The sequence below is a fragment of the Paractinoplanes ovalisporus genome (assembly GCF_016834655.1).
GTDB classification, from domain to species: domain Bacteria; phylum Actinomycetota; class Actinomycetes; order Mycobacteriales; family Micromonosporaceae; genus Actinoplanes; species Actinoplanes ovalisporus.
Genome location: NZ_JAENHP010000004.1, coordinates 771,367 through 783,509 on the forward strand (window position 1 = coordinate 771,367; position 12,143 = coordinate 783,509).

Annotated in this window: 15 protein-coding genes; 8 read left to right on the top strand and 7 right to left on the bottom strand. The window is 67.8% G+C overall.

The genetic code is table 11. The features are described from left to right. The 7 genes from fliE to JIG36_RS54060 form a co-directional block, all read right to left on the bottom strand. Window positions 1-366 carry a flagellar hook-basal body complex protein FliE gene (gene fliE, locus JIG36_RS17655; protein WP_203377341.1) on the bottom strand — a complete coding sequence of 122 codons (366 nt, stop codon included), beginning with the start codon at window positions 364-366 and terminating at the stop codon, window positions 1-3. An 8-nt stretch (window positions 367-374) separates the two neighbouring features. Beyond that, window positions 375-767 carry a flagellar basal body rod protein FlgC gene (locus JIG36_RS17660; protein ID WP_203377342.1) on the bottom strand — a complete coding sequence of 131 codons (393 nt, stop codon included), beginning with the start codon at window positions 765-767 and terminating at the stop codon, window positions 375-377. Between the two features lie 2 nt (window positions 768-769). Continuing rightward, on the bottom strand, window positions 770-1,117 hold the full coding sequence (locus JIG36_RS17665) for a flagellar basal body rod protein FlgB (protein ID WP_203377343.1): 348 nt from the start codon (window positions 1,115-1,117) through the stop codon (window positions 770-772). A 179-nt stretch (window positions 1,118-1,296) separates the two neighbouring features. Continuing rightward, window positions 1,297-1,620, bottom strand: a complete 324-nt coding sequence (locus JIG36_RS17670) for a hypothetical protein (RefSeq protein ID WP_203377344.1) — start codon at window positions 1,618-1,620, stop codon at window positions 1,297-1,299. Between the two features lie 16 nt (window positions 1,621-1,636). Continuing rightward, window positions 1,637-2,020, bottom strand: coding sequence for a flagellar export chaperone FliS (fliS, locus tag JIG36_RS17675; protein ID WP_236047141.1), 384 nt, complete (start codon window positions 2,018-2,020; stop codon window positions 1,637-1,639). 46 nt (window positions 2,021-2,066) lie between these two features. Next, window positions 2,067-3,458, bottom strand: coding sequence for a flagellar filament capping protein FliD (fliD, locus tag JIG36_RS17680; protein ID WP_203377345.1), 1,392 nt, complete (start codon window positions 3,456-3,458; stop codon window positions 2,067-2,069). Window positions 3,459-3,572: 114 nt separating this feature from the next. Beyond that, window positions 3,573-4,799, bottom strand: coding sequence for a flagellin N-terminal helical domain-containing protein (locus JIG36_RS54060; protein WP_203377346.1), 1,227 nt, complete (start codon window positions 4,797-4,799; stop codon window positions 3,573-3,575). 271 nt (window positions 4,800-5,070) lie between these two features. Between JIG36_RS54060 and JIG36_RS17690 the strand changes: the two genes are divergently transcribed. The 8 genes from JIG36_RS17690 (at window position 5,071) to JIG36_RS17725 (ending at window position 12,106) form a co-directional block, all read left to right on the top strand. Continuing rightward, the gene (locus JIG36_RS17690) at window positions 5,071-5,556 is read left to right on the top strand and encodes a flagellar protein FlgN (RefSeq protein WP_203377347.1); all 486 of its coding nucleotides are present in this window, start codon (window positions 5,071-5,073) and stop codon (window positions 5,554-5,556) included. After that, entirely contained in the window at window positions 5,556-6,965 is a 1,410-nt protein-coding gene (gene flgK, locus JIG36_RS17695; RefSeq protein ID WP_203377348.1) for a flagellar hook-associated protein FlgK, read from the top strand. The genes JIG36_RS17690 and flgK overlap by 1 nt, the downstream gene beginning before the upstream one ends. Window positions 6,966-6,981: 16 nt before the next feature. Next, window positions 6,982-7,878: a flagellin N-terminal helical domain-containing protein gene (locus tag JIG36_RS17700; RefSeq protein ID WP_203377349.1), complete on the top strand. Its 897-nt coding sequence runs from the start codon at window positions 6,982-6,984 to the stop codon at window positions 7,876-7,878. A 2-nt stretch (window positions 7,879-7,880) separates the two neighbouring features. Continuing rightward, the gene (gene fliW / locus JIG36_RS17705; RefSeq protein WP_203377350.1) at window positions 7,881-8,318 is read left to right on the top strand and encodes a flagellar assembly protein FliW; all 438 of its coding nucleotides are present in this window, start codon (window positions 7,881-7,883) and stop codon (window positions 8,316-8,318) included. Window positions 8,319-8,406: 88 nt separating this feature from the next. Further along, window positions 8,407-8,649: a carbon storage regulator CsrA gene (csrA, locus tag JIG36_RS17710; RefSeq protein ID WP_203377351.1), complete on the top strand. Its 243-nt coding sequence runs from the start codon at window positions 8,407-8,409 to the stop codon at window positions 8,647-8,649. Window positions 8,650-8,835: 186 nt separating this feature from the next. After that, entirely contained in the window at window positions 8,836-10,380 is a 1,545-nt protein-coding gene (locus JIG36_RS17715; RefSeq protein WP_203377352.1) for a methyl-accepting chemotaxis protein, read from the top strand. Window positions 10,381-10,491: 111 nt separating this feature from the next. Next, complete coding sequence (locus JIG36_RS17720) at window positions 10,492-11,235, top strand: hydrolase (protein WP_203377353.1); 744 nt, start codon at window positions 10,492-10,494, stop codon at window positions 11,233-11,235. An 82-nt stretch (window positions 11,236-11,317) separates the two neighbouring features. Continuing rightward, a complete protein-coding gene (locus JIG36_RS17725; RefSeq protein WP_236047143.1) occupies window positions 11,318-12,106 on the top strand; it encodes an SRPBCC family protein in 789 nt (262 codons plus the stop codon). The last annotated feature ends 37 nt before the right edge of the window (window positions 12,107-12,143 follow it).

Genomic DNA, 12,143 nt, shown 5'->3' on the forward strand with positions numbered 1-12,143 from the left:
TCAGGCCTGCATCCTCATGATTTCCTGGAACGCTTCCACGGCCTTGTTGCGGACGGCGAGCGTCAGCTGAAGGCCGAGCTGCGCCTCGTTGGCCGCCATCGTGTACTGGGCCGGGTCCTGCAGTGTTCCCTGGGCGGCCTGGACCGCGAGGTCGCTGGCCTTGGTCTGTGACGCCTGGACGCTCTCGAGGCCGCGCGACAGCATGCTGGCGAAGCTCTCGTTGGGTCCCTGGGCCTCGGTGGCCTTGTCGGTGCCGGTCAGAGCGCCGGCCCCACCGATGTTGCCGATGTCGCCGACCTTGTCGAGGCCGGAGATGCCGGCCACGCTGCCGAACGGGCTGCCGATCGGTCCTATCGCGGAGGTCATCGCCTACCTCACTTCCCCAGGTTGATGGCGGCGGTGTAGGAGTCCTTGGCCCGGTCCACGACCGACAGGTTCGCCTGGTAGGCGCGCTGGGCCATCATCATCTGGGCCATCTGGGAGCTCAGGTCGATGTCCGGCTTGCGCACGTAGCCCTGGTTGTCGGCGAGCGGGTTGTCCGGGTCGTGCACCAGCACACCCTCGGCGCTGCCCAGCGCCACGCCACCCACCTGGGCGCCGTTGCCGTCCTGGGCCTCCTGCGCGATCACGTACCGCGCCTGGAACGCCTTTTCCGACGTACGGCTGGTGTTGTCCATGTTGGCGATGTTGTCGGACACCGCGTCCAGCCACTTGCGGTAGACGGTCACGCCGGAACCGGCGACGCCGATAGCGTTGAAAGTGCTCATCGTCAGGCTCCCTTGATCGCGTCGCGCAGCATCGAGTACTTGGTGTCCAGCGCCCGGATGGTCAGCTGGTAGCGCATCGTCGTGTCGATGTGGGAGAGCGTCTCCTCGTCGAGGTTGACGTTGTTGCCGTTCAGCCGGGTCGGCTCCAGCGACGTCGAGGTCTGCGGAGCGACTCCCAGCGGCGACAGACCCTTGGCGACAGCGCCGCGCAGCGCCTCCTCGAACTCAACCTTACGAGCCCGATAGCCTGGGGTTTCGATGTTCGCAATATTGTTCGCGATAGCGCTCTGCCGGGCCGCGAGACCAGTGACCGCGACGCGCAGGGCGGACGACGAGACATCGTCGAACACAGCAGCTCCTTGTGTGAGTTCCAAGGGCCGATCCGTGGCACTTCGGTGAGCGTTCCGTCGCTCGTACATTGCAGTTCGGTTCGCGCGCCGATTCGCTGAGCGTCAGACGGTTGCGGGCCGGTTGCACGCGAAAACGTCCCGGGTCCCCACATAGGGGGTCCCGGGACGTCGGAGGTCCCTCACATAGCGCGGTCGACGTAGACGGGTCGTTTGACCGCCTCGCCCGTCTCGATCTTGGTCGTCATGGTCATCTGCTGCTTGGTGGCGGTCATCCGGCGGGCGATCTCCTCGGCCGCCTTGAGCTGCCGGGTGAGGATCTCGTCGGCCCTCGGCTTGAGCTCCAGCGGCAGCGCGCCCAGTTCGGTCGGCGGCTTCCAGAGGCTGGCCGGTGGCGTCTCGGCATGGCGGTGCTCGTCGGCGAGCATCAACTCGACCGTCGACACATCCAGTTCCAGCTCGTCCAGGGCCGCGCTCCAGGCGCCGTGCCACTCACCGTTGCTCATCTGGTCAGCCCGTTCGTCACGCGACCGCCGAGGCGGCCGCCTCACGCCACGCGTCGCGCAGCGGCTCGACGAAACCGCGGCAGACGGCGACCCGCGCCGGGTCCTTGGCGATGTTCGCCCCGATCAGCTCGGTGAGCAGATAGCCGTAGAGGTTGGCCAGGCCCGGAGCGCCCGACCAGGCCTCGACGTCGAGGCTGACCTGCAGCTCGATGACGATCTCCTGGGCGTGGGTGATCTTCTCGTGGGCGTTCTCGATCTCGCCCGCCCGCAGGGCCTCCTCGCCCTGCGCCAGGTCGAGGATCAGGCGGTCGTACAGCATGATCAGCAGCTTGGCGGGCGAGGCGGTCTGGATCGAGTCCTGCAGGTAGCGGTGGCGGAGGTTCGGGGCGGTCACGGTCATCGGTCTCCTAGGTCAGGGCCCTGCGACGGCTGGTCGGGGCGGTGGATCAGAGGCCGGAGAGCTGGCCGGCGAGCCAGGTGGACTGGTTCTTCAACTTGCCGAGTGAGGTCTCGAGGTCGGAGTACTGCTTCTGGAGTGCGGTCCGCTTGGCCGCGAGCCGGATGTCCCAGTTGCTGATCTGGGAGTTCAGGCCGTCGATCTCGTTCTTGCGGCCGGTGATGACCGAGGTGATGTTGGTCGACTGGTCGCCCGCGTACTTCTCCATCTGGTCGGCGAACTCGATGCCGGCCGCCTGGATCTGGAGCGGGTTCTCGTTGTAGGCGGCGGTGAACTTGGCCGAGTCGAAGGTCAGCTTGCCGGTGCTGTCGAGGGCCACACCGAACTTCGACAGCGAGATCGAGATCTTCTCGAGGTTGGTCCGGGTGGACGGGTCGCTCGGCTGGGTCTTGTCGTACGAGGGGTTCGTGTACGTCAGACCGAGGCTGATCTTGCTGAGCAGGGACTGCGAGATGTTGCGGACCGAGAAGTCGCCGGTCAGCGGCGAGCCCTTCTTGGTGGCGGCGTCGTATGCGGTCTGGTTGCCGATCTCGCTGAGCGCGCTGTTGGCCGCGTCCACCAGTGCCTGCATCTTGCTGGCGATGCCGCTGACGTCCTGGTCGGAGGTGACCGTCACGTCGTTCTCGAGCTTCGAGACGGTGATCGAGACACCGGGCATGAGCTTGGCGAAGGTGTTGGTGTCGCTGGTGACGGAGTAACCACCGTTGGCGGCGTTGTCGTCACCGCCGCCGATCTCCAGCTGGGCGTTGGAGGCCGACGCGACGTTCGTCAGCGGCGAGGACACTCCGTCGAGCCCGCTGTCGATCCGGAACGCGTTGGCGCTGCCGGTCTTGGCCCCGCTGATCTGCAGGATGTCGCTGGAGCCACCGGTCGTGACCACGGTCGCCTTGAGGCCGATGCCGGCCGCGTTGATGGCGGCGGCGACACCCTTGGGCGACTTGTCGTCGCCCAGCGTGATCGTGTTGACCTTGTCGTTGGTGCTGCCGTCGAGCGGGCCGGTGGTGATCTGGATGGTGCCCGAGCTGATGTCGCCGCTGGTGGGCACCTTGGCCGTGGTGATCTGGTTCTTGGCCAGGCTCTTGACGTTGAACACGGTGGTGCCGGAGGCGCTGTTGGTGCCGGTCACGGCGGTCGCGGTGACGGTGCTGGAGCTCGAGGTCGCCTTGACCGCGCGCCACGTGCTGAGCTGGCCGAGGCTGTCGGCCGAGTTCTTGAGCGAGGTCAGTGCGGCGTTGACCGACTGATAGGAGGCGACCGCGGTCTGGGCGGTGCTCACCTTGGTCTTGAGGCGGGTCTGAGGCGCGGCCTCGACCTGCATCAAGGAGGTGATCATCGACGAGGTCTGAAGGCCACTGACGAGTCCGTCAACCGAAGTGCTCATCGGAGCCTGCCTTTCACTGCCGGAAGAAGAAGCGGGGGCAGCCGCTTTTGACGGCTACCCCCACCTATTCGGTCACTTGCACGAGATATTCAGTTGCTGGCGGTGGCAGTTCGGTTAGCGCAGCAGCGAGAGAACGTTCTGCGCCGACTGGTTGGCCTGCGACAGCATCGACGTGCCGGCCTGGGTGAGGATCTGCGACCGGGTGAAGGAGACCATCTCCTGGGCCATGTCGGTGTCACGGATACGCGACTCCGACGCGGACAGGTTCTCGACCGCCACGTTGAGGTTGTTGATGGTGTGCTCGAAGCGGTTCTGCACGGCACCGAGCGTGGCGCGGCTGTCGGTCACCGACGACAGGGCCTTGTCGATCGCCTTGATGGCGGCGTCGGGGTCCTTGGTGAGGTCGAGGGACGCCGTGCCGAGCGTCTCGGAGTCCACGCCGCCGATGGAGATGCCGATCTTCTGGTTGGCGTTCGCGCCGACCTGGAACTTGCCGCTGTTACCGCCGGTCTTGTCCAGGTTGGTGAGGTCCATCTTCGTGTCGCCGAGGACGGTGCCGGTGGTGTCGGCCACCGAGAAGTCACCGGAACCGGCCATCGAGTAGGTCGTGTTGTTCTGCGCGTCGACCTTGGCCGACATGGTGATCTCGTTGCCCTGGTAGCCGGCAGCCTTGAGCGCCTTCTCGGTCGCCGCGTTGACCGCCTTGGCCAGGTCCTGGGCCGACGCGTCGGAACCCAGCTGGCCCACCTTGACCTCGATCGGGCCGCCGGTCGGGGCGGCGCCGCCCACCTTGCTGATGGTGAAGCTGAAGTCGCCACCGGTGCCCGGAACGGCGGCGGCCGCGCCGGTGGTGCCGTCGGCGGGCAGCGAGTTGGTCGCGGCGTCGGTGAACTTGGTCTTGACGGTGTTGCCGAAGGTGCCGTCGAGCAGGTTCTGCTTGCCGAACGCCGTGCTCTTGCCGATCCGGTCGAGCTCGGCGTTGAGCTGGCCCATCTCCTTGTTGGCGGCGTCGGCGGCCGACGAGTCGGTGGCGCCCGAGTTGGCCGCCTGCACCGACAGGTCGCGCATACGCTGCAGGATGGCGGTCGTCTCGTTGAGCGCACCTTCAGCAGTCTGCGCGACCGAGACACCGTCCTGCGTGTTCCGCACGGCCACCTTGAGACCGCCGACCTGCGAGCGCAGGCCCTCGGAGATGGAGAGGCCGGCCGCGTCGTCGGCCGCCCGGTTGATGCGGAAACCACTGGACAACTTCTCCAGCGACTTCGACATCTGGCTGTCGGTGACCGACAGGTTCCGGTAGGCGTTCTGCGCGGCGATGTTCTGGTTGATGCGGAGACCCATGAGTGCTTCCTCCTTGAGGGGTCTTGGAGCGGCCCATCCATGGGGCCGTGGCGTTACGCCAGGCCGATCGGCGCGGTGCCGACGGTTCCTCAGCAGTGTGCGAGATTTCCGCGCCCATTTCCGGCGAACCCGAAGAAACCCGAGTGGAACTCACATGAACCCGTAATGCACCCGATCGGGGGAAATCCCTCAGCGGAGTGGCAGACGTGCCGACGTGTCCGAATGAGCGGGTTCGTTTCCGACCCGACCGAAGGCGAGACGGAGGACCAGGGTGAGTCTGACCGACCTGGCCAGCGTCCTGTGGCGTTCACGTGAGCTGCTCGAGATGCTGTTGTTCAAGCTGGAGGAGGAGCAGCTGCTCCTCGCGGCCGGCCGCTCCCGCTGGCTGAGCCACGCCACCCGCGAGGTCGAGGTGGTGCTGGAGCAGATTCGGCAGACCGAGGTCATCCGCGCTGCCTACGCCCAGGACGTCGCCGTCGAACTCGGACTTCCGCCCGAGGCCTCGCTGGGCGAGCTGGCCGACGCCGCTCCCGCCCCCTGGTCCGATCTGCTGCACCAGCATCGCAAGGCGTTCCTGCTGCTGACGTCCGAGATCAGCGCGCTCGCCGACGTGAACCGGGACCTGCTCACGGCCGGGCAACGCGCAGCACGCGAAACCATGCTCGCGTTCGCCGAAACTGTGGAAACGTACGGGCCGCAGGGCCAGACCGTTTCCGGCGGCATCCGCCGCTCCAGCCTGGTGGATGAGGCGATCTGATGGCTAGTTCATTCAGTGGGATCAACACGGCGCTCACCTCGCTCTACGCGCAGCGCCGGGGCCTGGACATCACGGGCCAGAACATCGCGAACGCGAACACCGAGGGATACACGAAGCAACGGGTGCGCATGGCGTCGCAGACCGGCAGCCTCAACCCCGGTGTCTACGCGACCACGACCCAGGTCGGCAACGGCGTGACCGTCGCCGGCGTGGAGCGCGGCCGGAACGCGTACCTGGAGGAACGGGGTCGCACCGAACACGCGAACTCGGCGTACCTGCAGAGCCAGAAGGCCGCGTACGGGCAGATCGAAAGCGTTCTGGCCGAACCGAGCGACACCGCGCTGCAGGCTCGTCTGCACGACATGTGGGACGGCTGGAACGACGTCGCCAACAACTGGCAGGACCCGTCGACCCGCTCGTCGCTGCTCGAGAAGAGCCGCACCGTGGCGATCACCCTGAACGACACGCGGGAGTCGCTCGCCAGTCAGTTCGGCGCGAACCGCAACGAGATGAGCGCGTTCGTGGATCAGGTCAACACGATGGCCGACAACATCGCGAAGATGAACAACCAGGTCGTCGTGGCCAAGGCAGCCGGTCTCGAGGCGAACGAGCTGCAGGACCAGCGCGACGTGGCCGTCATGAAGCTCTCCGAGCTGGTCGGCGCCACCTCCCTGGCCAAGACCGACGGCTCGATCAATGTCTACGTCGGAACGTCGCCGCTGGTCAGCGACTTCTCCACCCGCAAGCTGGAGCTGTCCGGGCCACCCAACCTCGACTCCTGGACGCCGACGACCCAGGTCGCGCTCAAGTGGGCGGGCACCGACACCGTCGCGCCCGCGGGCGGCACGATGGGCTCGATGCTCGACACGATGAACACCATCATCCCGGGCATCTCCGGCCAGCTCGACGCCGTGGCCAAGGGCCTGGCCGACACCGTCAACGGGCTGACCACCACCGGCTACGACGTCAACGGCGACCCCGGCCAGGCGTTCTTCACGGGTGACAACGCCCGCGACATCAAGGTCGCGATCGACAACCCCGACAAGGTCGCCTTCTCGGCCGGCAACCCCAAGGCCGTACCGCCGGCGGTGGCCGCGATCGACAACGACCGCGCCGACGAACTGGCCGCGCTCGGCACGTCGCAGAGCGGCCCCGACGCCATGTACCAGCAGATGATCGGTCAGCTCGGTGTGGCCTCGCAGTCCTCGTCGCGGCGCAGCGAGATCCAGGACGCCGTACGGGATCAGGTCGACACCTCGCGCGAGGCCGAGTCGGGGGTCAACCTCGACGAGGAGATGACCAACCTGCTGACCTTCCAGCGCGGTTACGAGGCCGCCTCCCGGGTGCTGACCACCATCGACTCGATGCTCGATCAGCTGATCAACCGCACCGGTCTCGTCGGCCGGTAGCGGGTAGGGGGCTCGCATGACCATTTCCAGCCGGGTCACCGACACCAGCATGCGGCACCGCATGCTGGGCGACCTCAACCGCAGCATGGCCAAGGGCCAGAAGCTGCAGGAGCAGATCTCCAGCGGCAAGCAGCTCAGCCGCCCCTCCGACTCGCCGACCGGAACCGTCACGTCGCTGCAGTTGCGCGGTGAGATGCGGGCCACGCAACAGTTCTCGCGCAACGCCGACGACGGGCTCGGCTGGCTCGGCACCATCCAGGACAAGCTGGGCGACGCGTCGGGACAGATCATCCGCGTACGGGATCTGACCGTGCAGGGCCTCAGCTCGGCGAACAACGCGTCGGCGCGTGAGGCGATCGCCGTCGAGATCGACAACATCCGCCAGTCGATGATCGGCGAGGCGAACACCAAGTATCTCGGCCGGCCGGTGTTCGGCGGCACCACGCCGGGCGCGGTCGCCTTCAGCGAAACCGGCGATTACGTCGGCAACGACGGACAGACGACCCGATCGGTCGGACCGAACGCGAAGGTGCGGATCGACACGACCGGCGCGGAAGCGTACGGCGCGAACGGTAGCGACACTCAGCTCTTCAAGGTGCTGGGCGACATTTCGGCGGCGCTTCGCGGCAATGACGACGTCGCCCTGAACACCGGGCTCAGCAACCTGGATACGGCGCACGATTTACTAAAGTCCACCCTTTCGGACGTTGGCGCCCGATATAATCGGATTACGCAGATGAAGCAGTCCGCTGATGACCATCTGCTCTCCGTGACGTCGCAGCTTTCCGACATCGAGGATGTCGACCTGCCTAAGGCGATCATGGAATTGCAGATCCAGCAGACGTCTTATCAGGCCGCCCTGGCCGCCTCGGCCAAGGTGATCCAGCCCTCGCTCATCGATTTCCTGAGGTGACCATGACTACTCGTACCGCGACCCGAACGATCGAGGCCAGCATGTCCGACCCGTCGCTGGGTCTGCCGTCCATCACGATGGCGGTACCCATGCCCGGGTTCCCGGCCCACCGGGAGTTCGTGCTGGTGCGTCTCAACGAAGACGGCCTGCTCTACGCGTTCACGTCCACTGAGGACCCCGACCTGCGCTTCCTCGTGGCGCCGCCGGAGCCGTTCTTCCCGGACTACGCGCCAGAGATCGAGGCCGACGTCTTCGCCGCGCTCAACAGCAAGGACCCGGACCGTCTGCTGCTGCTGACCGTCATCACGGCCGGCACCAACGAGACCACCGCCAACCTGATGGCCCCGATCGTCGTCGACCGGGACTCCATGCGCGCCATGCAGGTGGTTCTGAGCGGCTCGGGGTTCCCCGTCCGCGCGGTCATGAACCCGGTCTACTGAGGTATCCGCAGGCGCGGTCGCGCGCATCGTTCGCGACCGCGTCTGTCTCGCGATGCTGTCCGTCCACGGATGGAGGAGGGCACCGACGATGCTCGTACTGACCCGGCGCTCCGGGGAAAGCGTGATGATCGGCAACGATGTCGTCATCACCGTCCTCGAAGCGCGTGGTGATGTGATCCGGCTGGGCATCCAGGCTCCGCGTGACGTGCAGGTGCATCGCGAGGAGGTGTACCGGGAGCTGCAGGCCTCGAACCGAGAGGCCGCCTCGCCCACACAGGACGAAGTGCAGGCGGTCAGCAAGATGCTCCAACCGCCGGCCACATCGGACTGACGTTTTTGCTCTTCCGGGCGCCCCGTCGTTATCGGCGGGGCGCCCGTCTTTGTGTCCGCCATATCGGACTGACGTTCAGTGCGCTTTTTCTGTTGTAAAAGACAAAAGCGCATCCTCCGCGCCGGAACACCTGAAAGATGTTCATTACCGCTCGGGCGGTGCTGTTCCGGCTTCGAAGGGGGATCGATGTCGCGGTTGGCCGAACTCGGAATCGCCAAACGTCTTGCCATCATCGTGGGTGTCGGCGCCGTCATGCTGGCCGCGCTGACCGCGATCGGGCTCATCGGCCAGAACCGGTTGGCCGACCAGGGCTACAACGTGTCGCAGCTGCAGGCCTGTCAGGCCGCGCTCAACCACCTCGACACCCGGCAGAGCGAGCTCAAGGTGGACGCGTACCGGTCGGCCCTCGCCCAGGACGTGACCCAGGACGTGAAGGACGACGTGCAGTCGGCCACCGAGGCCGCCGACGCCGTGGTCGCCTCCTGCGTGGCGGACGGCGTGGCCCAGACGTTCGCCCAGAACCGCCCCGACTTCGTCGCCTTCGGCACGTTCATCTCCGACTTCGTGGCCGCGGCCGACAAGCGCACCCGGATCGGCGAGATCGCCGAGCGCAACAACGTCACCGACGACGAACTCGGCGCTTTGATCGACCAGGTCACCGCCGCCGTCGGGACCGAAGAGCAGGACATGGCCCAGACGGTCAGCCGCACCCGTACCCTCTCGATCGTGGTCGCCCTGGCCGGCCTGGCGCTCCTGATCGGCCTGGCCATCCCGCTGGCCCGCTCGATCCTGGTGCCGGTGCGCACCCTCGGCGCCGTCATCGACGCGCTGGCCAAGGGCGACCTGACCGGGCGCAGCGGCATCACCAGCCGCGACGAGCTCGGCAAGATGGCGGCCGGGCTGGACGGGGCGCTCGAATCGATCCGGGTGTCGCTCGAGACGATCGGCCGCGACGCGGACGCCCTGGCCGGCGCGGCCAGCGAGTTGTCGGCGGTGGCGGCGCAGATCGCGGAGGCCGCCGGCAACACCGACCGGCAGACCGCGGCCGCCTCGGCCGAGGCCGACGAGATCTCCCGCAACGTGCAGTCGGTGGCGGCCGGCTCGGAGCAGATGGGCCTGGCCATCCGCGAGATCTCCCGCAACACCAGCGAGTCCGCCCAGATCGCGTCGATCGCGGTGTCCGAGGCGGCCCGCGCGACCGACACGGTTCGTCAGCTCGGCGACTCGTCGGCCGAGATCGGCAACGTCATCAAGCTGATCACCTCGATCGCCGAGCAGACCAACCTGCTGGCGCTGAACGCGACGATCGAGGCGGCCCGCGCCGGCGAGGCGGGCAAGGGCTTCGCCGTGGTGGCCAGCGAGGTCAAGGACCTGGCCCAGGAGACCGCCCGCGCGACCGAGGACATCGGCTCCCGCGTGGCCGCCATCCAGCAGGACACCGGCGGCGCGGTCGAGGTCATCTCGCGGATCAGCGAGGTCATCGGCCAGATCAACGAGTTCCAGCTGACGATCGCGTCGGCGGTCGAGGAGCAGACGGCCACGACGGGCGAGATGAGTCGCAGCATCGCCGAGGTGGCGAACGGCTCGGCCCGCATCGCGTCCAACATCTCCGACGTCTCGAGCGCGAGCGCGGCCGCGGTGCAGGGTGTCGAGCAGACCCGCCAGGCGTCCGGCGGCGTGGCCCGAACCGCCGACGACCTGCGCAGCCTGGTCAGTTCGTTCCGCATCTAGTTCGGGGCGCACCCGATATGCACCGGCAGCGGACCGGGGTTGACAACGGGGCGGGCCCACTCTCTTGGTCAGACGGGAAGAGCCCGTCGCAGCAGAGGCCGGGGAGAGACAGTGAGCGCGGAGCGGGAATCAGTCATCGGTGTCGTGAGCGCCGTCGACGCTCTGGACCTTACGGCCGATGCGCATGTGCACACCGGCTTCTCGGCCGGGCGCGACGCCGTCGGGGTGGTCGTCTCGGCCGCCGACCTGGCCGGGCTGTCCGCGATCACGTTCGCCGACCAGGTCGGCCCGGACACCACCTGGATCTCCGCGTACGCCGACTCGGTGCGGCGGGCCCAGCGGCGTACGGAACTCACGCTGCGCATCGCGGCCGAGGTCGAGGTCGTCCGCCCGGACGGCTGGCTCGCGCTGCCGCCGGACATCAGCTCGTTGGAGGCGCTGTCGGTCGCCGTCTCGCGCCTGCCGATGGCCGGCGGGGTCGTCGGCCCGCGCGACGTGCGCGCCATGCTCACCACCGGCCGGATCACCGCCGACCAGGTGGCCGAGGAACTGGTCAGCGTCACCGTCCGCGGCATCGAGCGGGCCTCCCGGTACGCCCCGACCCAGCTCGCCCGTCCGCTCGGCCTGCTGGCTCAGGTCGGCCTGGACGACGCCGTGCTGAGCCCCGACCTGATCGGCGCCCTGGCCGCCGCCTGCCGCGAGACCGGCACCCTGGTCGAGATCAGCGAGTCCTGGCGTTCGCCGTCGCCGCGGGTCGTGGCCATGCTGCGTGCGTCGGAGGTGGCGATGGTCCCCGCGAGTGACGCCCGGTACGCCACCGAGGTCGGGCACTGGCAGTACGTCCGCCGGGTCTGAGCGAAACCGGCCGCTCGAAGTAGCCGTCTCCGTACTCTCAGTCATGCCGACAGTCATTACGTGAAGGCATAGGAGAGATGCGATGAGTATGGTTCAGCAGGCCATCGAGGTAAGTGCGCCGTTGCACACGGTGTACGAGCAACTCGCCGCGTTCGAGAACTACCCGCAGTTCATGAGCGGCGTGCAGGAGGTCACGCCGATCGGCCAGCACCAGACGCACTGGATCATGGATGTCGAGGGCCACCGCCGCGAGTTCGACGCGCAGATCACCGAACTGACGCTGGACGAGCGGATCTCGTGGGCGACCACGGACGGGCCGCTGCTCGCCGAGACCATCACACTGCGTCCGATGGGTGAGGCCAAGACCCAGGTGGTCGCGCAGCTCGAGGCCGACATCGCGTTCCTGATGCCGCACGACCGGCACGGCCAGGCGTCGCTCACCAAGCGCCTCAAGGACGATCTCACCACGTTCAAGGGACTGGTCGAGGCCGGGGCCAGTTCCAAGAAGTTCGCCCGGCCGGTGCCGACCCCGGCCGCGGTCGCCGCCCGGGCCCGCAACCGTCCGCACCCCGGCGCCGGGTGGGGCACCAGCGCCGCCGAGCAGAGCAACGCCAGCCGCGCCGACCTGCCGTACCACGGACTTTCGGCCTCGGCCATGGGCACCCGCGTCGACATCACCTCCGCCCCTGGCATCAGCGACCCGCACGACCTCGACGAGGTGCTCGCCCCCGGGCGGCGCATCGGCAAGCCCGGAGTCGTCAGCGGCGGCGCGGCCGGCAGCGCCCGGATGGGCGGCCGCACCACGAAGAAGGACGCGTGGGGCGACGGCATGATCAACGAAGAGGACCGCGGCAGCGCCAGCGACTGGTGAGCGGCCGCCGGCCGAACCGCCCGCCCCGCTGTCAGGG